Below are 21,098 nucleotides of genomic sequence, written 5' to 3'. Positions count from 1 at the left end.
TCCCTGCGTGGCGGACAGGGTACTGCATGATCAGAAAAATTGGGGGGCGGGTTGGGAATTCTGTCCGGATTCCAGTCGTTGTCTCCCACGGATGCAGGGCACTCGGAGAGAGTCGCCAAAGACACTCCCCCGATGCCGAGCGTTCAGCAGGACCACCCGCCAGCCCACCATCGCAAGGGAGCACGCATGGCAACCCGTGCCGTCGCCCGTCGTCAGTCCGCCACCGGCGAGACGGTCGACTCGGCAAGCAGTGTTCGCGCCCATGGCGGCGAGATCGCGGACCGCGACCTGGTCGGCATGTACCTCGACGAGATCGCGCGCACGCCGCTGCTCGACGCCGCCAAGGAGGTCGAGCTGTCCCAGACCATCGAGGCGGGGGTCTTCGCTCAGCAGGTCCTCGACGGTGAGGAGGAGTCCAGGACGGACGCCTCCCGCGAGGAACTGGAAGCGCTGGTCGCCGCCGGCGAGCGGGCCAAGGACGTCTTCATCCGCTCCAACCTCCGCCTGGTCGTGGCGGTCGCCCGGCGCTACCCGCGCAGCGGCCTGCCCCTGCTCGACCTGATCCAGGAGGGCAACGCCGGCCTGGTGCGCGCGGTGGAGAAGTTCGACTACCGCAAGGGCTTCAAGTTCTCGACGTACGCCACCTGGTGGATCCGTCAGGCCATCACCCGCTCCATCGCCGACCAGTCCCGCACGATCCGGCTCCCCGTCCACCTGGTGGAGGAACTGGGCCGCATCCGCCGTGTGCAGCGCGAGTTCAACCGTGAGCACGGCCGCGACCCGGAGCCCGCGGAGATCGCGACGGAGCTGGGCGCGACGCCGGAGCGCGTCATCGACGTCCTCGACTGGGCCCGCGACCCGGTGTCGCTGAACATGTCGGTGGACGACGAGGGCGAGACCCAGTTCGGCGACCTCCTGGAGGACACCTCGGCCGTCTCCCCCGAGCAGTCCGTCATGACCCTGCTGCGCAGCGAGGAGCTGGACGACCTGATCGGCCGCCTGGACCAGCGCACCGCCTCCATCATCAAGATGCGGTACGGCATCGAGGACGGCCGCGAGCGCACCCTGACCGAGGTCGGCAAGGAACACGGCCTGACCCGCGAGCGCATCCGCCAGATCGAGAAGCACGCTCTGCTCGAACTGAAGAAGCTGGCCCGCCAGACCGGCTTCGACGCGGCGGCGTAACGGGGTTACGGCATGCGGGCGCCGGTGCCGGTGCCGGTGCTGTGAGAGGGGTGCTCATGGGGTGAGGCAAGGACGCGGTGCCGGGGCCGCGGCGGTCGGCGACGCGTGGTGCCTGTGGGCGTACGGTGCCTGAGGGGGCGCACGCCGGTGGCGGAAGACGGCGCAAACATGGCGTGCTCCCATCGCTTCAACTCCCGGGCCCACGGGAACAACCCTTCCGGGCCCCACAGCAGCCAGGCCCGGGACCGCACTCCCGACGCACCAACCGCACCTACGGGCCGACCCCACGCGCCCACCGCACGACCCGACCCACACAGCCAGGTCCCGACGCACATCCCCCCCGGCGCCGGGACCTCCCCAGCCGGGCTTCGGCACCTATCCCCCCCCGGGTGCCGAGGCCCGGCTTCTGCTTGTGCCCCTCACGCCGGCCAAGGGGCCGTCCGGCAACTCGCCACCGCTGTCCGGACGTTCCCATCAAGCCACCGCTCGTGCGCGCAGTGCTGCGGCCGCCCAGTCGATCACCGGGGTCAACGGCTCCGGGGCCGGCCAGTCGTTGACGAGGGCCAGCAGGCGGAGATAGGTGTCCCTGCGGGGGTCGCGGGCCGCTTCCAGACACTGGAGCAGCCACTGGTGCGGCGAGCTGTGGCCCGGGTGCCCGGAGGGGGGCACGCACCGGGTGACGAGGGCCGCGACGACCGGATCCGCTTCCGGCGCTTCGGGCCTGGTGCCGGACGTCAGGGCGGTGGATACGACATCCCGCGCGACGGCGACGACGTCGGGCAGGGGCGGGGCGCCGACGCCGCCCGCACGCCCGGGCCGGTTCACGGCATGCTCCTGGACCAGACGCCGTACGGCCGTGCGGAACTCGTCGTCGAGCGACAACTCGGCCAGCTCCACCCACGCCGTCACCTGCTCCTCGGTCGGGTGGCCGGGCAACTCGGGGGTGAGGGAACGCCGGAGCCCGGCCTCGGCGGGGAAGGGTGGGTCGGCCGGGGAAGGGTGGGGTGCGTTGGGCGGCGGGGTCTGGGGTGCGTCGGTCGGGGAGGGGCGGGGTGTGTCGGGCAGGGCGGGTTGGGGTGGGTCGGGCAGGGCGGGTCGGGGTGCGTCGGTCGGGGCGGGCTGTGGTGGTGCCTCGAAGACGGCGTCCAGGAAACCGTCGATCAGGCGTCGCCGTTCCGCTTCGGACAGGGTCGCCAACCGGTGCATGCGTTCCATCTCCTCGAAGGTCGGCTCACCTCTGGACGCCACGGCGGACAGCACCGCCCGGCGCAGGCACAGCACACTGATCTGCACATCCAGCGCGGCAGCCTGCTCGGCCGCGACCCGGCCGAGGGAGAGCGGCCGGTCCACGATCCGCCGGATCACCTCCAGGCCGAGGCCGAGTTCGCGCAGCGTCCGCACCAGCGCCAGTCGGGCGACCGCCTCGGGACCGTAGCGGCGGTAACCGGCCGGGGTACGGCTTGCCGGCACCACGAGGCCCTGGTCCGAATAGAAGCGGATCGTCTTGACCGACAGCCCGGTACGCCGGGCCAGCTCACCGATCGAGTACGAGATGCCGGAGTGCATGAGCCCACCTTCCGGTCTCCCCTTGCGGGAGACTCAAGTCTGCACGGGCGGCGAGGCGGTGGGCGGCGTGGGGCGGTGGCCAGCGCGTGGGGTGGTGAGCATCATGGGACGACGGTCCACCCCGTACCTGAACCCCGGGGTGGACCGTCGGATGGCAGATTCTGCCACATGGGCATAGCCTGCCCAGATGAGCACCACCCCCGGCACCAACCCTGGCAACACCTCCAGCGCCACCCCTCGTACCACCCCCGGCACCACCTCCAGCGCTGCCCATCAGCCGCTTTCCGCCTCCACTCCGGTCTCGCTGACCGAACGCCGGAAGGCCGAGACCCGGACGGAGATCGCCCGGGCGGCGGCCGCCCTGTTCGTCCGCCAGGGACTGCGCGCGACCCGCGCCGAGGACATCGCACAGGCCGCCGGCATCGCACCACGCACCTTCTACCGCTACTTCGCCACCAAGGAGGAAGCGGTCGCCCCCCTCTACGCGGCAGGTGCCCAGCGCTGGGCGGAAGCGGTCCGCTCGGCCCCGGCCCACCTCGGCGTCCCCGAGGCGCTGGAGCACGCCGTACAACACACCCTCACCCCCGGCGTCCGGGTGTCGGCCGCGTCCTGGGAATGGGTCCGCACCCTGATCCGCCTGGCCGACGCCAGCCCCGCCCTGCGCAAGGTCTGGGCAGAGGTGTGCCAGGCGTCGGAGCGGACCCTGGCCGAGATCCTCGCGGACCGGATCGGGGCAACTGGCCGAGAGCACGGTGGAGTTGGCGGTCGCGGAACCGGTGAGGCCGACGCAACCGCAGGACGGCGCGACAACCGGCGCGACAACGTTGCCCCGGCGTCCGCACTCCCCGCGCCGGTCACCCCCGACCTCCGCTTCGCCGCGGCCGTCGCCGGCGCCGCCGTCCGGGTCGCCGTGGAGTCCTGGGCCGCCACCTCCTCCCCGCCCGCCGGCCCGGAAGGCCCCGCGGCCCTGGCCCTGCGCAACCTCCGATCCCTGCGGGACTTCGAGTGGGGCGCCGGAGAGGGCTGAGCCGTCACCGAAGGGACTCCTCCTCCAGGGCATTCGCCCCGGCCCGACTCAGCCGCCCAGCCAACTCCCTTATGCGCTCCACCAGTTCACTCGGACCTCGCACGGCGAACTCGTACCCCGTCATCGCCAGCCGCACCGCCAGCCACTCCAGCGGCGCACCGAAGGTGCCCCGCAGCACACAACCGCCCTCGCCGTCGTCCTCCGGCACCCCGAGCCCCGCCGGCAAGCGCGCCGAGACCTGCTCCGCCGTCGCGGCGAACCGCACCGCGAACTCGTAGGTCTCCTGCCGTCGGTGGAGGGACTGCCGCAGGTACTCCGCCGCGCTCCCGGTCGGCAACTCCCTTGGCGTGAAACGGACTCCGGTCGCGAACGGCTCGCTCACCCGGTCCACCCGGAAGGTCCGCCAGTCGGCGCGGTCGAGGTCGTAGGCGACGAGGTACCACCGCCGCCCGGTCGACACCAGCCGGTGCGGTTCGGTCAGCCGCCGTGACTCGCTGCCGTCCTTGTCGCGGTAGGCGAACCGCAGCCGCTCGTGCCCCGCCACCGTCGAGGCCATCGCGGTCAGCGTCTCCGGCGCGATCGTCGGCCCGTCCCCGCTGGTCAGCGGTGTCGTCGCGGCCTGGAGCGTGGACACCCGGTGGCGCAGCCGGGCCGGCAGCACCTGCTCGAGCTTGGCCAGGGCCCGTACCGACGCCTCGTCCACGCCCTCCACCGCATGCCCGGCACCGGCCCGCAGCCCCACCGCGATCGCCACCGCCTCCTCGTCGTCCAGCACCAGCGGCGGCAGCGCCTTGCCGGCGACCAGCCGGTATCCGCCGTCGGCCCCCTTGCTGGCCTGCACCGGATACCCCAGGTCGCGCAACCGGTCGATGTCCCGCCGCACGGTACGCCGGGACACCCCGAGCCGCTCGGCGAGCTCACCACCGGGCCACTCGCGCGGGGTCTGGAGCAGGGAGAGGAGCTGCAGCAGCCGGGCCGGTGTGTCCGTAGTCATACGGACGAGAATGCCGCACAACTAGGACGGGATCTGACCTATTGCCGCCCTACCTTCACCTCATGACCCCGAACGACAGCAACACCGGCGAGGGGCGCGGGGAACTGCGCGACCAGCCCAGGACGACGGACGGCCGGCACACGACGGCAACTGCCAGGGCACTCCCCGAACCCTCACCCGACCGAACCCGCTGGCTGGCCCTGGCCATCGCGATGACCGCGGCCTTCATGGACCTGGTGGACGTGACGATCGTCAACATCGCCATCCCGTCCATCCAGCGCAGCGCCCACGCCTCGGTCAGCCAGATCCAGTGGATCACCGCCGGCTACGCGCTCGCCTTCGCCGCAGCCCTCATCACCGGCGGACGTCTCGGTGACATCCATGGCCGCAAGCGGCTGTTCCTGACCGGTATCGGCGGCTTCACCCTCGCCTCCGCCCTGTGCGGCTTCGCCGCGAACCCGGAGATGCTGGTCGCCTCCCGCATCCTGCAGGGCGGTATGGCGGCGATGATGGTGCCGCAGGTGCTGTCGATCGTGCACGCCACCTTCCCGGCCCGGGAACGCGGCAAGGTGTTCGGTCTGTTCGGCGCGATCGTCGGCCTGGGCGCGGTCTCCGGACCGCTGCTCGGCGCGCTGCTGACGGAGTGGAACCTGTTCGGCCTCGAATGGCGGCCCATCTTTCTCATCAACCTCCCGGTCGGCGTCCTGGCCTGGATACTCGGACGCCGCTTCATCACCGAATCGAAGGCCCCCAAGGCGCTGAAACTGGACCTGGTCGGTGTCGCCCTGGTCTCGCTGGGCCTGCTGATGCTGCTCTACCCGCTCACCCGCGGCCGCGAGCTGGGCTGGCCGCTGTGGGGGTACCTCTGCATGGCCGGCGCGCTCGTCGTCTTCGCCGCGCTGGTGTCGTACGAAAAACGGAAGGCGGCCAGGGACGGTTCCCCGCTCATCGAACTGTCCCTCTTCCGGGTGAAGAGCTTCGCCGCGGGCATCGCCGTACAGACCGTCTTCGGGGTCGCGCTCGGCATCTTCTTCCTGGTCTGGACGCTGTACATGCAGATCGGCCTGGGCTGGAGCCCGCTGCGGGCCGGGCTGACCGGCGTGCCGTTCTCCCTCGCGGTGTCGACGGCGGCCGGGATGTCGGTGCAGAAGCTGGTCCCGAGGTTCGGGCGGAAGGTGCTCCAGGCGGGCGCGCTGGTCATGGCCGCGGGCGTACTGCTCTATCTGTGGGAGGCGCACCGGTACGGCCTCGCCATCGCCTCCTGGCAGATGGCCCTCCCGCTGATCGTGATGGGCGCCGGGATGGGGCTGATCGTGGCCCCGCTGACCGACGCGGTGCTCTCCGAGGTGCCGCGCGAGCACGCGGGGTCCGCGTCCGGGCTGATCAACACGGTTCAGCAGATGGGCAACGCGCTCGGCCTCGGGCTCGTGTCGGTGGTGTTCTTCGGCGAGATCGGCGACCGGCTGGCCCCGGTCCAGGTCGGCCGGGCCTTCGTGCACGCCTTCCAGCACGCGCTGTGGTGGGTCGCCGGGATCATGGCCGCGATCTTCCTCCTGATGTCCGCCCTGCCGAAGCGGCCGGCCCAGCAGACGGAGGCAGCCGAGGCGGAGGCGCCGGCGCGGGAGCCGGAGCTGGTGCACTGAAACGCGCCCGACCAGGGCCCGGCACCTGCGGGTGCCGGGCCCCTTTCGCACGCTCCGCTGCCTGCCTCTGCCTCTGCCCCCTGCCCCTGCCAGGGCCGGACGCCCGATCATGTCCGTTTGCAGCCCGGACCTGTTTACTTTCTGGAAATCCCGGCGTAGCCTCCCGACTGAAACCACACGTTCGGGCATCAGTCAGAAGCGAACGGACATCGACTCGGAGGCGAGCGGACATGTACGCACCGGAACGGCAGCAGGAGATCCTCCGGCTCGCACGTGACGGCGGCCGGGTGGACGTGCTGTCGCTCGCGGAGGAGTTCCAGGTCACCGCGGAGACGATCCGCCGCGATCTGAAGGCCCTCGACCGCGCGGGCCTCGTCCGCCGGGTGCACGGCGGCGCCATCCCGGTCGGCCGCCTCGACTTCGAACCGGACCTCGCCGAGCGCGAGTCCACCGCCGCCGACGAGAAGGACCGCATCGCCAAGGCTGCCCTCGCCGAACTGCCGACCGAGGGCACGATGATCCTCGACGCCGGTACGACGGTCGCCCGGGTCGCCGCCGCGATCCCGCTGGAGGCCTCCCTGACCGTCGTCACGCACAGCCTGCCCATCGCTGCCCGTCTGGCCGACCACCCGGGCATCCAACTCCACCTGGTCGGGGGGCGCGTACGGCACCGCACGCGCGCCGCCGTGGACGCCTGGGCGCTGCGCGCGTACGGCGAGATCCGCGCCGACGTGCTGTTCGTGGCGGCCAACGGCTTCTCCGCCGAGCACGGCCTGACCACCCCCGACCTCGCCGAGGCCGCGGTCAAGCGGGCCGCGGTCGCCGCCTCCCGGCGGGTCGTGCTGCTGGCCGACTCCTCCAAGCACGGCCAGGAGCACTTCGCCCGCTTCGGCGACCTGGGCGATGTGGACCTGCTGATCACCGACAACGGGCTGAGCCCCGAAGACGCCGCCGCCATCGAACGCGGCGGCACGGAAGTAGTGCGCGCATGATCCTCACCGTCACCCCCAACCCCTCCCTCGACCGCACCTACGAGATCCCCGCCCTGGAGCGCGGCGAAGTCGTCCGCGCCACCGGCGAGCGCATGGATCCGGGCGGCAAGGGCGTGAACGTCTCGCGCGCCGTCGCGGCCGCCGGCCGGCGCACAGTCGCCGTTCTGCCCCTGGGTGGTGCGCCGGGAGCGCTCATCGCCGATCTGCTCGACGCGCAGGGCATCGAGGTCGCGCCGGTCCTGATCGCCGGAGCCACCCGTTCGAACATCGCGCTCGCGGAGTCCGACGGGGTGCTCACGAAGATCAACGCGCCGGGACCGGAGCTGTCGGCGGCCGAACAGGAACGCCTCCTGGACGCCGTGCGCGAGCAGTCCCGCGACGCCGACTGGATCGCGTGCTGCGGCAGCCTGCCCCGGGGACTCGCACCCTCCTGGTACGCAGACGCCGTCACGCGGGCGCATGCTGGGGGTGCACGCATCGCACTCGACACCTCGGGACGCGCGCTGCTGGAGGCGCTGCGCGCGCGGCCCGACGTGGTGAAGCCCAATGCCGAGGAGCTCGCGGAAGCCGTCGGACGCCCCCTGGCGACCGTGGGCGACGCACTGAAAGCGGCCGAGGAGGTGCGTGGCATGGGGGCGCGCGCCGTGCTCGCGAGCCTGGGCGCCGACGGACAGCTCCTCGTCGAGGACACGGGCGCCTGGTTCGCCACCGCGCGCGTGGCCACCGTCCGCAGCAACGTCGGCGCCGGCGACTCCTCCCTCGCCGGCTTCCTGATCGCCGGCGGCAGCGGCCCCGAGGCCCTCGCCTCCGCCGTCGCCCACGGCGCCGCCGCCGTCCAGCTCCCCGGCAGCGTCATGCCGACCCCCGCCGACCTGGACCCATCGGCCGTGGCCGTCACCGCCGAGATCCCGCTCGACCGCGAACTGACGGAGCCGGTGTCATGAACGCCCTCGCGCTCTGCTGCACCCGCCCCGGCACCCGGCGGCTGGGCGCTCGCCCCGCGCCCGGACCCCAGGACGCTCCCACCCCGCCCGGCTCGAAGCGACGAGGTTCCCCGTTACTCGCCGCTGCCCCCGAGCGGCAGGGCCGGCCCAGCCGCTGCGCCGCCCAGGGGAGGCAGGGTCTCCCAGGCCCCGTCTCCCGAACGGCCCCATCCCCCCACCGCACCCCCGTCCCCCTTTCCGCCCACGCCTCCCCCCGGGCGATACGCGTGCATAGGAGCCCGCGATGAGCGACATGATCACCGCGGACCTGGTCGACCTCGACCTGTCCGCCGACAGCAAGGAAGCGGCGGCGCGCGCCCTCGCCGAGCGCATGGTGGCCCAGGGCCGGGTGACCGACCTGGAGGGCTTCCTCGCCGACGTGGCCGCCCGCGAGGCCCAGATGCCTACCGGCCTCGACGGCGGCATCGGCATCCCGCACTGCCGCAGCGCCCATGTCACCGAGCCGAGCCTCGCCTTCGGGCGTAGCGCCGCCGGCATCGACTTCGGCGCCCCGGACGGCCCGGCCGACCTGATCTTCCTGATCGCGGCCCCGGCCGGTGCCGACGACGCCCACCTCACGATCCTCTCCTCCCTGGCCCGCCAGCTGATGAACACCGAGTTCACCTCGGCACTGCGCGCGGTGACCGACGTGGAGACGGCGGCGGCGCTGATCCGCGGCGACGCGACGCCGAGCACGGCGCAGGCGCCGGTGGAGTCCTCCGAGGAGGGCACGGGCGCGAGCGGCGGCGCGAAGGCTGCGGCGAGCGCCGCTCAGGGCGCCGCGGGCGCAGGCGGCGCCTCCGAAGACTCCGCTGCGGCGTCGGTGGCGGCCTCCGCCGACGCCGCAGCGGACACCACCGCGCAGGCGCCGGGCGCATCCACCCCGGCGCAGACGACCCCGGCCGGCGCCGGCTCCGCCGCGGACTCCGGCGAGCGCCCCTTCCGTATCGTCGCCGTCACCTCCTGCCCGACCGGCATCGCGCACACCTACATGGCGGCCGAGTCCCTGGAGAACGCGGGACGCGAGTCGGGCGTCGAACTCGTCGTCGAGACACAGGGCTCGGCCGGCTTCACCCGGCTGGACCCGGCGGTCATCGCGGCGGCGGACGCGGTGATCTTCGCGCACGACGTCCCCGTACGCGAGAAGGACCGTTTCGCCGGTAAGCCGACCGTCGACGTCGGAGTGAAGGCGGGCATCAACCGCCCCGCCGAACTCATCACGGAGGTGCGCGCGAAGGCGGCGCGCGGCGAGACGAGCGCGCCGGCGCCCGCGTCGGGCGGCACACCGGTCGAGCGCGCGGGCGACTCCACCGAGGGCTACGGCAGCAAGCTCCGCAAGTGGCTCATGAGCGGTGTGAGCTACATGGTTCCGTTCGTCGCGGCGGGCGGCCTCCTCATCGCCCTGGGCTTCGCGATCGGCGGCTACAAGATCAACAAGGCGCCGTCGGTGATGGACCACTTCGTGTGGACCCAGGCCGACAGCTGGGGTGCGCTGTCCTTCCAGATCGGCGTCGTCGCCTTCGGCTTCCTCGTCCCGGTGCTGGCCGGCTACATCGCCTACGGCATGGCCGACCGGCCCGGCCTGGTCCCCGGCTTCGTGGGCGGCGCGATCTCACTGACCATCAACGCGGGCTTCCTCGGCGGACTCGCGGCCGGTCTGATCGCCGGTGGCGTGGTGATGGCCGTCCAGAAGGTGCGGATCCCCGCGGCCCTGCGCGGCATCATGCCGGTGGTGGTGATCCCGCTGATCTCCTCGGCGATCGTCGGGTTCCTGATGTTCGTCGTGATCGGCAAGCCCATCGCAAGCGCCCAGAAGGGCCTGACCGACTGGCTGAACGGCCTCACCGGCACCAACGCGATCCTGCTCGGCGCCCTGCTCGGTCTGATGATGTGCTTCGACCTGGGCGGCCCGGTCAACAAGGTGGCCTACACCTTCGCCACCGCCGGCATCGCGGTCTCCAACCCCAGCGACTCGGCGATGAAGATCATGGCCGCGGTGATGGCGGCCGGCATGGTCCCGCCGCTGGCGATGGCCCTGGCCACCACCGTGCGCGGCAGGCTGTTCACCCAGACCGAGCGCGAGAACGGAAAGGCCGCCTGGGTGCTGGGCGCCTCCTTCATCTCCGAGGGCGCGATCCCGTTCGCGGCGGCCGACCCGCTGCGCGTGATCCCCTCGTCGATGGTGGGCGGTGCGCTCACCGGCGCCCTGTCGATGACCTTCGGCGCCACCTTGCGCGCCCCGCACGGCGGCGTCTTCGTGATCCCGCTGATCGGCAACCCCTTCCTGTACCTCATCGCCATCGCGGCCGGCGTCTGCGCCACCACGGCCCTGGTCGTGCTCCTCAAGGGCATGCGCAAGCAGACCCCGGAGACCACGGCCACCGACCCCGCCGCGAACGCGGCCCGCACGACGAAGGAGCCCAAGCAGCCCGTGGCGGCCTGACGACCGCACCGCCCCCTGCCACGCCTTGTCCCTTTAGTTCGCTGTGAGTTGTTCACGGCACCTGCGAGATACGTCACGGTCCGGGGCCAAAGTCCCGGACCGTGGTGTGTACTGGCGTGTATGCCCGAGCATCTCTCGACTCTCCAGTCGGCCGGCGCGGCCGTCCTCACCCTGGCCGGCGTGGCGTGGGCGATCGGGGTCGTACGCCTGCTGCGCCGCTTCCGCGCGGCGGCCCTGAGGGACCTCCCGGCTGCTCGTCTCCCGTTCCTCCCGCCCCAGCCGCAGGCCGGCCCCGCGTGGGAGAAGGTGGAGCTGACGCCCGCGGAACAGGACGCCTTCGCCGGACTGATACGGCGACTCGGCAGCGATCACTGACCGGACAAGCGCCGTCATCCGCTCCGCGGGACGCGCGCTAGCCCTGCCGCGCCGCGCGCCGCTCCATGGCGTCCCGCGCCGCGTCCTCCGACATGTACACCTCGCACATGTGCCGCCCGTCCGGCGTCGCCGTGTGCTCCACCTCCCACAGGGAGACCTCGCTGTCGTCCGGCAGCAGGAACGCGTGCTCGTACAGCGCGTAGCTCAGTCCCGCGCGCCCGGCGCGCCCCGGGCGCCCGAACGCCTGCGTGATCTCGTGCGCCGTCGCCGTCGCCAGCAGCGCCGCCGTCCGAGCACCGGGCCGGTCCGGATTCTCCGCACGGCGCAGAAGCCTGCGCGCGTGGTCCGCCGAGTCGTCGGCGGCGAACACGTGCCGGGGCTCCGGAACCGCCCACAGCCGCATCAGCGCGGGCAGCTCGAACCCCGGTGCCTCCGGCGGCATCCCGAGCCGCGCCGTGGCCGCCTGCAGCTCCTCCTCGTCGACGTACACCTCGCTCTCCGGAGCGCCGCCCGGGGCGGGGTTGTGCGCGAGCTCCCACAGCGTGACCGCGGAGCCGTCGGCGAGCAGCCAGGTGTGCCGGTAGGTCTCCCGGTGCAGTCCCGCGCTGTGGTAGGCGGAGTGCAGCGAACTGTCGTGCGCCAGCGCGCAGTCGAGCTGCCGTATCACCTCGTCGGGCAGCTCGAAGGAGTTCAGGGCACGGCCGAGGAGCCGCTCGAGATGCTCCTCAGGAGACTCGGGCGACTCGGCTGGTTCGTACGCTGCCGTCTCGTACGGAACGCTCAAGACATCTCCCGGCGTTGCTGCATGTCACCTTGTGGGTGCATACCGTAGCCCCTCGGTCGGACATCATGTCCGGGAACCGAGAAAACGTACGCCGGGAAAACGCGCGGGCCGCGCGAGAAGTTCCCGCGCGGCCGGACATGACGTCAAAAACCGCCGATCAGACGGCACTTCCGGCGGTCCAGGCGCTCCACGACATGTTCCAGCCGTTGAGCCCGTTGTCCGGGGTGACGGTCTTGTCGGGAGAGTTCTTCACGATCACGACGTCGCCGGTGATCGAGTTGTCGAAGAACCACTTGGCCGACGTGGCGCCCTGCCCGCCCTGCACGTCCGCGAGCCCGACGCAGCCGTGGCTGGTGCCCTCGTGACCGAAGGGCGGATTGGCCTTGTTGTACCAGTAGTTGCCGTGGATGAAGGTGCCGGAGTCGGTCAGGCGCATGGCGTGCGGCACGTCCGGGATGTTGTACGCGTTGCCGAGGCCGACCGTCCGGCTGTCCATGGGTGTCTGCTGGAACTTCTCGGAAATCACCATCTGCCCGTTGTACGTGGTGTGCTGCGGGTCGCCGGTGGAGATCGGAACCGTCTTGATCGTCCTGCCGTCCCGCACCACGGTCATGGTCTGGGTGCTGGCGTCGACCGTGGAGACCTGCGACCGCCCGACGGTGAAGATGACGGTCTTCTTCTGCACGCCGTAGACGCCTCGCGCCCCCTGAACCCCGTCCAGGTCGATCTTCAGCGTGACCCTGGAGCCGGCCTTCCAGTACTCCTGCGGCCGGAAGTCCAGCCGCTGGTCCCCGAACCAGTGCCCGACCACCTGCTGACCGCTGCTGGAGTCGACGGTGATGTGCGACTGCACGGCCTTCTTGTCGCTGATCGACTTGTCGAACTTGAACGACACCGGCATGCCCACCCCGACCGTGGTGCCGTTGTCCGGCGTGTAGGTGCCGATGAAGCTGTTCGCCGTCGTGACGGTGGTGAAGACGGACTTGGTCGTGGTGGTACGCCCGCCGGAGTCCTTCGCGGTCGCGTCGATCTCGTACTTCGTCCCGCGCTCCAGCCGCTCCTTCGGCTTCCAGCTGCCGCCGTCCGCGGATATCGCGCCCGCCACGGTCCGCCCCGACTCGGCGACGGTCATCTTCACCTCGGTCAGCCTGCCGCCGCTGACCTGCACGCCGGTCGCGTTGATGGACGCGCCGGTCGAACCGTCCCTGGCCGAGATCAGGATCTGCGCCGTCGATGCCTTGGGGGAGTTCTTGCCGCCGTTGCCGTTGTCGGTGGCGTCGGCGTTGCCACCGCACGCGGTCAGGGCGAGGCTGCCGACCACCAGGGCGGCACAGGCCCCCAGTACGCGCCGCGCTGCAATGTCCGGCGTTGTCACGGGCTGCTCCAGGTTCATGTGATGTGCGTGATCCGTTCCAGTGCGTGAAGAGAGAGGGCACTGGCGGCCGGGAAGGTTCCCGCCGTCCTCCCGTGAACGCCATCACGTGACAGAACCGCGACAATGCAACGCGGGCGGCGGCTGTGTCCCGTCCTCAGCCCGCCGCGCAGCGCCCCCTATCGCGCCCCGTACAACTCCCCGTACGACGGCCACACTCCGCCGGGCCCGTCGACCGGCTCGGCGGCGCGCACACCCCGCACGATCGCACGCGTGACGACATCCGCACCGGCGGCGAGGATGTCGTTGAGTTCCAGCGGACGCTCGGAAAGAGAGCGCGCCCCGGTCGCCAGCGCGAAGACCGTGTCGCCGTCGTTCATGAGGTGCACCGGCCGTACTGCGCGCGCGATCCCGTCGTGCGCCGTGCCCGCCAGCTTCTGTGCCTGCGCCTTGGACAGGTTCGCGTCGGTCGCGACCACCGCCAGTGTCGTGTTGAGCGGGGGCGGCGCGTTCTTGGCGGCGGTTTCGTCGAGGCGCCGGCGCGCGGCCTCGTGCACGCGCTCGGCGGGATACTCCACCCGTCCCAGGCACAACTCCCCGTACAGCGCCCCCGTCTCCGGCTCGATCACCGACCCCGCGGCGTTCACGACCACCAGCGCGCCCACGGTGATCCCCGAGTCGAGCACCGTGCTCGCGGTGCCCACACCGCCCTTGATCCGCCCCGCCACGGCGCCCGTCCCGGCCCCGACGCACCCTTCCCACACCCGCGCGCCCGGCACACTCACCGCCGCGGCCTCCACCGCCGCACGCCCGGTCTCCGCGTCCGGCCGCGCGCTGAAGTTCCCTCCGCGCCCCAGGTCGAAGACGCACGCGGCGGGCACGACCGGCACGACGTGCGCCGGGCCCGGCCCCACCCGCACTCCGCGCCACTGCTCCTCCAGCCAGGCCATCACACCGGATGCCGCGTCGAGCCCGTACGCGCTGCCCCCGGTCAGCACGACCGCATCGACCCGCTGCACCACGTTGCGCGGGTCGAGGGCGTCGGTCTCCTTGGTGCCGGGGCCGCCGCCGCGCACGTCCACGGCGGCGACCGCGCCGCTTTCCGGGGCCAGGACGACCGTGGTGCCGGTGAGCCAGCCGTCCCCGGTGCGGGTGGCGTGCCCCACCCGCAACCCGGCGACGTCGGTGATTGCGTCAACTGTCATGCGGGCCAGTCTCGTCCGTCCAGGCGCCCGTGCGGACTCAGCCGGCCAAAGCGGTTGCGCTCGCCGTACGCTTCCGGCCGACCATGCGCGCCGTGAGCGCCACCCCGACCGCGACCGCGGCCGAGCACACCAGCCCCGCCGCGAGCACCGCCCAGTGGCCCAGGAAGGTGCAGCAGATCACCAGCAGCGCCGTGGCCGGCAGCACCAGTTGCTGGGCGATGGACTGGGGTGCGCCCGAGGGGGCGGGCGCAGGAGCGGAACTCGACGTCATGCCTCTCAGCACAGCAGAAAAGCGTCCAGAAGGCCTTGTGACAGCACAGACAAGGAACGCATTCACCAGCGGCCCCCGCCGGGGCGCCGGACGCGCACGAGCGCCTGGGCCGGGGCCGTACCCTGGTGGCATGAGCACCGCCCCCGCATCCGAGCCCCGCGACCCGAAGCCCGCCCTGGTCTTCGACGACCCGCTGGACCAGCAGTCCTCGGACGACACCGATCGCGGGTGGGGCGGGCGCACGGACGGCGACAGCGCCGCCGACCTGAAGCGCTTCCTCGACGAGAAGCCGCCCCACCACCTCTGAGCCTTCCGCAGCAGCGCCGCTAGCGCTCGTCGTGTCCCGATCCGCGCTGCGCGACCAGCGCGTCGCGGATCTCCTTGAGCACCTCCAGCTCGGTCACCTCGATGACCTCCTTGGTGCCCTCCCGCGCCGCCTTCCGGGCCGACTGCCGCGCCAGGAACTTCGACATCGGCAGGACCATCAGGAAGTACACGACCGCCGCGGTGATCACGAACGTCAGCGTCGCACCGAGGACAGAGCCCCACAGGATCGGCACACCGCTCTTGACCGTGCCGTCCGCCCCCACCTGGCACGGAGGCTTCAGACACGAGCTGTAGTGGTCCAGGTTCTGCGTGCCGATCGCTCCGACCAGCGGGCTGATGACCCCCTTGACCACCGAGTTCACAATGTTCGTGAAGGCCGCGCCGATAACCACCGCGACTGCCAGATCGACGACGTTGCCGCGCATCAGGAAGGCCTTGAAGCCGTGCCAGACGCTCGGTTCCTTCTTCTCGCTCACCTCGGGGACTCTCCTCGCATGCGCAGGGTGTGGAACGAAACGCTCCGCAACCTACGGCACGGTGTCGCCAAGGTGTCCAGCCCCGTGGCACCATCGAACGACTTGACAGCAAACTGCCGAGAAAGCGTCCGAGCCGGTTCAGCACAGCGTCACCGCCAGACGCGCCGTGGCACTCGCCCCGACGAGCCGCGCCGCCGTGCCACGCGGCACCGACAGCACGACCAGCGCCCCGCTCTCGGCCCCGTCCTCCAGCGGCTCGGGCACCTCGGTCACCCGCACGCCGCGCGCCAGCACGCGCGCGACGCCCCCGGCCGTCGGGTCCCCGGCGGCGATGACGTCGACACGGTCGCCGGGCCGCAGGAGCCGGACGGTGGCCGCGTCGGCGATCCGCACCGGTGCCGTCACCACGTCCACGGCCGTGTGCCGGCGTACGGGCACCGTGACCGGGCGGCTCCGGGCCTGTTCCGCACGATGCGGTGCGGCACCCGTGTGCGGGCCCGCGGCGACGAGCGCGGCCGCGGTCACCGCGAGGCCGGCCGCGATGGCCCGACCGCGGTGCCGTACGAGCCGCTGCAGCCGATACCGCCCGCCGCGCACCCGCACCGGCGGGAACTGAGGGACCGCGCAGGTCGCCGGGGCGTCCGTGCCCAGCGGACGCGGAAGCCGGAGCGGAGGCGGAGAAAGCGGAGAGGACGGGGACGGAACGGGAGACGGATTCGGGGACGGATTCAAGGACGAGGACCGAGGCACGGAAATCACCGCCTGCGACGAGGAATTCGGCTTGCGATGCCACGATGAGGCCTCGCGCCGAATTCCGCCGGAGCCGGTGGATCACGGGCCGGTTGTGGACAACTCGGCCACCCGAACGGGGAATCCCGGGCTTTCCGCGAAGGCGCTACGGCAGCTCGAAGCCCGGATCCATTGCGCCGAGCGCGTTCACGCACAGGCAGTCCCGCGCCCCGGTCTCCGGCAGTGCCGCCACCGCGTCGAACAGCACGCCGCGCAGCCGGTCCACATTGGCCGCGAACACCCGCAGCACCTCCTCGTGCGAGACGCCCTCACCGGTCTCGGCGCCGGCGTCGAGGTCGGTGACCAGGGTCAGCGACGTGTAGCACAGCTCCAGTTCCCGGGCGAGCGCCGCTTCCGGGTGACCGGTCATGCCCACGACCGACCAGCCCTGCGCCCGGTGCCACAACGATTCGGCACGCGTCGAGAAGCGCGGCCCCTCGACGACGACCAGCGTGCCGCCGTCCACCGGCTCCCAGTCCCGGCCCCGGGCGGCCTTCAGGGCGACGGCTCGTCCGGTGGGGCAGTAGGGGTCGGCCATGGAGACGTGCACGACGTTCGGCACGGTGCCGTCGGGCAGCGGCAGCCCGTCGAAGTACGACTGCACCCGGGACTTCGTCCGGTCCACGAACTGGTCCGGCACGAGCAGGGTGCCGGGGCCGTACTCGGGCTGCAGTCCGCCCACCGCGCAGGGGCCGAGCACCTGCCGGACGCCGACGGAGCGCAGCGCCCACAGGTTGGCCCGGTAGTTGATGCGATGCGGTGGCAGGTGGTGGCCGCGGCCGTGCCGGGGCAGGAAGGCGACCCGCCGGCCGGCGATCTCGCCGAGGAAGAGGGAGTCGCTGGGCGGCCCGTAGGGGGTTTCCACCTGGACCTCGGTCACGTCGTGGAGGAACGAGTAGAAGCCCGAGCCACCGATCACGCCGATCTCTGCGTTCGCCATGACCAGCACCCTAGCGGGCGGTGAAACCGCGGGGGAGCGGCGCCGGGAAGCACCGAAGACCCTGCCGTCGTACGACAGCAGGGTCCGGGAAGGAAGAGGTCAGGCCGCGGAGCTGCCGGCGGAGCTCGACGAGGACGGCTTCGAGTCGGACGAGGACGAGCTCGGCGTGCTCGACGACGAGGTGCTCGACGGCTTGGACGCCGGGCTGCTGCTCGACGTGGAACCGCGCGAGTCGTTGCGGTAGAAGCCGGAGCCCTTGAAGACGATGCCTACCGCGGAGAACACCTTCTTCAGGCGGCCACCGCAGGTGGGGCACTCGGTCAGGGCGTCGTCGGTGAACTTCTGCACCGCCTCAAGGCCCTCGCCGCACTCGGTGCACTGGTACTGGTAGGTCGGCACTTGTCTTCCTCCTGGCACTCTCACTCAATGAGTGCTAACGACAGTCCATAGTGACGTATTCCCGGGGATCAGTCCACCGTCACCGGCACGCGGTGACCGACGCCACGTGCGACGGTACGGTTCTGGGGCCGCGCGGCCAGCCGCGACCGCAGCGTCAGCAGGGTCGCCAGCGCGAGCACCGTGCCGGCCATCGGCACCAGGAATCCCGCGCCGTTCCACAGCCGGTCCTCCAGCTGTCCGGCGACCGTGACGGCGGCCGCCTGCCCGAGCGCGACCGCGCCGGTCAGCCAGGTGAAGGCCTCCGTGCGGGCGCCGGCCGGGACCAGGCCCTCGACCAGCGTGTAGCCGGTGATCAGCGCCGGTGCGATGCACATGCCCACCAGCAGGCCGAGCCCGGCGAGCAGCAGCACCGAATGGGCCGTCCACAGGGCGGACGCGACGATCGCGAGCGCCGTGTAGCCGACGACCAGGCGGTACTGAGGGGCGGTCTTCCAGGCGATCGCGCCGCAGACGATGCCGGACAGCATGTTGCCGGCGGCGAAGACGCCGTACAGGACACCGTTCAGGCCCGGCTCGCCGATCGACTCGGTGAACGCCGCCAGCCCCACCTGCATGCCGCCGAAGACGGACCCGATGCCCAGGAAGGTCACGACCAGCACGCGCACGCCCGGTACGCGCAGCGCGGAGGCGTGCTGCACGCGCGCGTGCCCGCTCTCCGCGCTCACCGGCGGCTGCGTGCCCTTCTGCGCGGCGAACAGCAGACCGCCGACGAGGGTCAGGCCGCCCTCCGTGACCAGGCCGGCCGCCGGCGTCACGGTGGTGCACAGCGCGGTCGCCAGCAGTGGGCCGAAGACGAAGGTCAGCTCGTCCGTGACCGACTCGAACGCCGCCGCGGTGGTCATCAGGGGTGAGCCCTGCAGCGTCGCGCCCCAGCGGGCACGCACCATGGGGCCGACCTGCGGCACCGAGGCGCCGGTCGGCACGGCCGCCAGGAACAGCGCCCACAGGGGGGCGTGCGCCAGCGCGAGCACCGTCAGCGACAGGCCGGACAGGGTGTGCACCACAACGCCGGGGGTGAGCACGGCGCGCTGGCCGTAGCGGTCGGTGAGGCGCCCGCTGTACGGCGCGAACAGCGCCATGGAGACACCGGTGGCGGCCGCGGTGGCGCCCGCGGCGCCGTACGAGCCGGTGGTGTGCTGCACGAGCAGCACGATGGAGATGGTGAGCATCGCGAACGGCTGGCGCGCCGCGAAACCGGGGAGCAGGAAGGTCCAGGCGCCGCGGGTGCGCAGCAGCTGTCCGTATCCCGGGCGGGACGGGGCCGGGGAGGTCTTCTCCGGCTCGTTGGTGGTGACCGTGGATCCCACGGCCCGTGCCTTTCTGCCGCCTGGTAGCGCGGGCCTCGTGTGACCCGGGCGCCGAGAGCTGTCCTCTTGCGCAAACTGCGGTAGATACCGGCGCCCACTGCGAGTGGGAGGCGACCCGGCCGCCATACGGTCGCGCCAGCTCTGCGTCAGGCAGAGTTGGTTCGATCAGGTGCGCCTTCATGGTACAGGGGCTATCGCCTCCCCCATCTGTGAAAACGAGCACCACGCGTGGGCCCGCCTGGGATTTCACGGGACGGGAGCGTGAACGGCAGGGAACGCGCCCTCAACGCGAGCTGCTCGCCCCGTTGGTGCCGAGCCAGCCCGCCAGTTTGCCGCCGTGGGCGACCGCGCGCAGGCGGCGTTCCGCCGCGTCGCGGACCGGGTCGGTGGCGACGACGAGCAGTTCGTCGCCCCGCCGCAACACCGTCGCGGGCAGCGGAACGAACGATTCTTCTTCGCGGACGACGAGGGTGACGGCGGCCCCGGCAGGCAGGCGCAGCTCGCTGACCTCGACCCCGTGCATCCGGGAGCCCTCGGGAATCGAGATGGACAGCAGATGTCCGCGCAGCCGCTCCAGAGGCGCCGACTCGATGCCGAGGTCGGAGGCCTCGCCCTCCTCGCCCAGCCGCAGCGTGCGGGCCAGCCAGGGCAGCGTCGGACCCTGGACGAGGGTGTAGACCACGACCAGCACGAAGACGATGTTGAAGATGGTGCGGCTGCCGGTGACACCGTTCACCATCGGGATGGTCGCCAGGATGATGGGCACGGCGCCGCGCAGTCCCGCCCACGACATCAGCGTCTGCTCCTGCCACGGCACCCGGAACGGCGCCAGGCTGAGCACCACGCTCAGCGGGCGGGCCACCATGGTGAGGACCAGCCCGATGATCAGGGCCGGTACGACGTCGTCGCCCAGCTCGTGCGGGGTGACCAGCAGGCCGAGTACGACGAACATGCCGATCTGGGCGATCCAGCCGAGCCCCTCGGCGAAGCCGCGCGTGGCCGGCCAGTGCGGGAGCTTGGCGTTGCCGAGCATCATCGAGGCCAGATAGACGGCCAGGAAGCCGCTGCCGTGCCCCAGGGCGCCGGCGGCGTACGCTGTCACGGCGATCGCCATGACCGCGATCGGGTAGAGGCCGGAAGCGGGCAGGGCCACATGCTTGAGCCCCCAGGAGCCGAACCAGCCCACCGCGAGCCCTATGGCCGCGCCGATGGCCAGCTCCAGGGCTATCTCGCCGAGCAGGACGTACCAGTGCTCGACCGGGCCGGCCATGGAGAAGGCGACGACCAGGATGACCACCGGGGCGTCGTTGAAGCCGGACTCCGCCTCCAGCGTGCCCGTCACGCGCGCGGGGAGGGGAACCCTGCGCAGCACCGAGAAGACCGCCGCCGCGTCCGTCGAGGACACCACCGCGCCGATGATGAGCGCCTGCCGCCACTCCAGCCCGACCAGATAGTGCGCGCCCGCCGCGGTGACGCCCACGCTGATCGCGACTCCGGCGGTCGCCAGGACGGAGGCGGACGACAGGACCGGCCTGATCTCCTTCCACTTCGTGCCGAGACCGCCCTCGGCGAGGATCACGACCAGGGCCGCGTACCCCATGACCTGGGTCACCACGGCGCTGTTGAAGTGGATCTCGCCGATGCCGTCCTGGCCCATGAGGACGCCGATCCCCAGGTACACGAGCAGGCTGGGGAGCCCGCTGCGGGAGGAGATCCGGACGGCCGCGACGGCGACGAGCAGGACCACGGAGCAGACGAGCAGGAGCTGGTTGAGGTGGTGAACAGTCAGCGGCGGTTCCCTTCCTTGGCCCGCGCGCCAGGGGCGCGAGCTCGTGTACACAAGACCCGAGGCTGCGGCGCACCGCACCCAAGTACTTCGTTACCTTACCTAAGTCTTGACGCTTTCTTGACGCTCGCCGAGGCAAGATCGAACGCTCGTGCGCGCTGGTTCCCGACTCCG

General features: G+C 71.9%; 19 protein-coding genes and 1 pseudogene. 8 read left to right on the top strand and 12 right to left on the bottom strand.

Annotated features, from left to right (window positions below; translation table 11 throughout):
• The first annotated feature begins 186 nt into the window (after positions 1–186).
• The gene (locus tag ACFYOH_RS30990) at positions 187–1,185 is read left to right on the top strand and encodes an RNA polymerase sigma factor RpoD/SigA (protein ID WP_388632299.1); all 999 of its coding nucleotides are present in this window, start codon (positions 187–189) and stop codon (positions 1,183–1,185) included.
• 474 nt (positions 1,186–1,659) lie between these two features.
• Here the strand turns inward: ACFYOH_RS30990 and ACFYOH_RS30985 are convergent, their stop codons facing one another.
• Positions 1,660–2,751 (bottom strand): MerR family transcriptional regulator, encoded by a 1,092-nt coding sequence (locus ACFYOH_RS30985; RefSeq protein WP_388632296.1) that lies wholly within the window; start codon positions 2,749–2,751, stop codon positions 1,660–1,662.
• A gap of 187 nt (positions 2,752–2,938) precedes the next feature.
• Here ACFYOH_RS30985 and ACFYOH_RS30980 point away from each other — a divergent pair, with 187 nt between their 5' ends.
• Positions 2,939–3,778, top strand: a complete 840-nt coding sequence (locus tag ACFYOH_RS30980; protein ID WP_388632294.1) for a TetR/AcrR family transcriptional regulator — start codon at positions 2,939–2,941, stop codon at positions 3,776–3,778.
• A gap of 4 nt (positions 3,779–3,782) precedes the next feature.
• On the opposite strand, the gene ACFYOH_RS30975 is transcribed toward ACFYOH_RS30980, so the two are convergent.
• Positions 3,783–4,772 carry a helix-turn-helix transcriptional regulator gene (locus ACFYOH_RS30975; RefSeq protein ID WP_388632291.1) on the bottom strand — a complete coding sequence of 330 codons (990 nt, stop codon included), beginning with the start codon at positions 4,770–4,772 and terminating at the stop codon, positions 3,783–3,785.
• A gap of 62 nt (positions 4,773–4,834) precedes the next feature.
• On the opposite strand from ACFYOH_RS30975, the gene ACFYOH_RS30970 reads away from it, so the two are divergent.
• The 5 genes from ACFYOH_RS30970 to ACFYOH_RS30950 all read left to right on the top strand — a co-directional run bounded on the left by ACFYOH_RS30970 (position 4,835) and on the right by ACFYOH_RS30950 (position 11,208).
• Positions 4,835–6,415, top strand: coding sequence for an MFS transporter (locus ACFYOH_RS30970; RefSeq protein WP_388632288.1), 1,581 nt, complete (start codon positions 4,835–4,837; stop codon positions 6,413–6,415).
• A gap of 230 nt (positions 6,416–6,645) precedes the next feature.
• Positions 6,646–7,407: a DeoR/GlpR family DNA-binding transcription regulator gene (locus tag ACFYOH_RS30965; RefSeq protein ID WP_388632286.1), complete on the top strand. Its 762-nt coding sequence runs from the start codon at positions 6,646–6,648 to the stop codon at positions 7,405–7,407.
• A complete protein-coding gene (pfkB, locus tag ACFYOH_RS30960) occupies positions 7,404–8,351 on the top strand; it encodes a 1-phosphofructokinase (RefSeq protein WP_388632283.1) in 948 nt (315 codons plus the stop codon). Before ACFYOH_RS30965 ends, pfkB begins: the two co-directional genes overlap by 4 nt.
• Positions 8,352–8,634: 283 nt before the next feature.
• Positions 8,635–10,833, top strand: coding sequence for a fructose-specific PTS transporter subunit EIIC (locus tag ACFYOH_RS30955; RefSeq protein ID WP_388632280.1), 2,199 nt, complete (start codon positions 8,635–8,637; stop codon positions 10,831–10,833).
• 120 nt (positions 10,834–10,953) lie between these two features.
• Complete coding sequence (locus ACFYOH_RS30950; protein ID WP_388632277.1) at positions 10,954–11,208, top strand: hypothetical protein; 255 nt, start codon at positions 10,954–10,956, stop codon at positions 11,206–11,208.
• Positions 11,209–11,245: 37 nt separating this feature from the next.
• On the opposite strand, the gene ACFYOH_RS30945 is transcribed toward ACFYOH_RS30950, so the two are convergent.
• From ACFYOH_RS30945 to ACFYOH_RS30930, 4 genes and pseudogenes are all read right to left on the bottom strand, one after another.
• Positions 11,246–11,992, bottom strand: coding sequence for a DUF6227 family protein (locus tag ACFYOH_RS30945; protein WP_388632274.1), 747 nt, complete (start codon positions 11,990–11,992; stop codon positions 11,246–11,248).
• Between the two features lie 157 nt (positions 11,993–12,149).
• Positions 12,150–13,367, bottom strand: a complete 1,218-nt coding sequence (locus ACFYOH_RS30940; protein WP_388632381.1) for an Ig-like domain-containing protein — start codon at positions 13,365–13,367, stop codon at positions 12,150–12,152.
• 176 nt (positions 13,368–13,543) lie between these two features.
• Positions 13,544–14,569 carry a P1 family peptidase gene (locus ACFYOH_RS30935; RefSeq protein WP_388632272.1) on the bottom strand — a complete coding sequence of 342 codons (1,026 nt, stop codon included), beginning with the start codon at positions 14,567–14,569 and terminating at the stop codon, positions 13,544–13,546.
• 37 nt (positions 14,570–14,606) lie between these two features.
• A pseudogene (locus tag ACFYOH_RS30930) lies at positions 14,607–14,789 on the bottom strand (low temperature requirement protein A); the annotation flags it as partial.
• Positions 14,790–14,970: 181 nt separating this feature from the next.
• Between ACFYOH_RS30930 and ACFYOH_RS30925 the strand changes: the two are divergent.
• Complete coding sequence (locus ACFYOH_RS30925; RefSeq protein WP_388632270.1) at positions 14,971–15,147, top strand: hypothetical protein; 177 nt, start codon at positions 14,971–14,973, stop codon at positions 15,145–15,147.
• 19 nt (positions 15,148–15,166) lie between these two features.
• Here the strand turns inward: ACFYOH_RS30925 and mscL are convergent, their stop codons facing one another.
• The 6 genes from mscL to ACFYOH_RS30895 all read right to left on the bottom strand — a co-directional run bounded on the left by mscL (position 15,167) and on the right by ACFYOH_RS30895 (position 20,978).
• Positions 15,167–15,643 carry a large conductance mechanosensitive channel protein MscL gene (mscL, locus tag ACFYOH_RS30920; RefSeq protein WP_388632267.1) on the bottom strand — a complete coding sequence of 159 codons (477 nt, stop codon included), beginning with the start codon at positions 15,641–15,643 and terminating at the stop codon, positions 15,167–15,169.
• Positions 15,644–15,781: 138 nt separating this feature from the next.
• A complete protein-coding gene (locus ACFYOH_RS30915) occupies positions 15,782–16,294 on the bottom strand; it encodes a hypothetical protein (protein WP_388632378.1) in 513 nt (170 codons plus the stop codon).
• A 244-nt stretch (positions 16,295–16,538) separates the two neighbouring features.
• Positions 16,539–17,372: an S-methyl-5'-thioadenosine phosphorylase gene (locus tag ACFYOH_RS30910; RefSeq protein WP_388632265.1), complete on the bottom strand. Its 834-nt coding sequence runs from the start codon at positions 17,370–17,372 to the stop codon at positions 16,539–16,541.
• A gap of 99 nt (positions 17,373–17,471) precedes the next feature.
• A complete protein-coding gene (locus tag ACFYOH_RS30905) occupies positions 17,472–17,771 on the bottom strand; it encodes an FmdB family zinc ribbon protein (protein ID WP_388632262.1) in 300 nt (99 codons plus the stop codon).
• Between the two features lie 68 nt (positions 17,772–17,839).
• Entirely contained in the window at positions 17,840–19,138 is a 1,299-nt protein-coding gene (locus ACFYOH_RS30900) for an MFS transporter (RefSeq protein ID WP_388632259.1), read from the bottom strand.
• A 283-nt stretch (positions 19,139–19,421) separates the two neighbouring features.
• On the bottom strand, positions 19,422–20,978 hold the full coding sequence (locus ACFYOH_RS30895) for a potassium/proton antiporter (RefSeq protein ID WP_388632257.1): 1,557 nt from the start codon (positions 20,976–20,978) through the stop codon (positions 19,422–19,424).
• Positions 20,979–21,098: the final 120 nt, after the last annotated feature.

The sequence above is a fragment of the Streptomyces sp. NPDC007856 genome, assembly GCF_042868225.1.
GTDB lineage: Bacteria > Actinomycetota > Actinomycetes > Streptomycetales > Streptomycetaceae > Streptomyces.
Note: the sequence above shows the minus strand (reverse complement) of the source record. Positions and strands in the feature narration are given on the sequence as shown.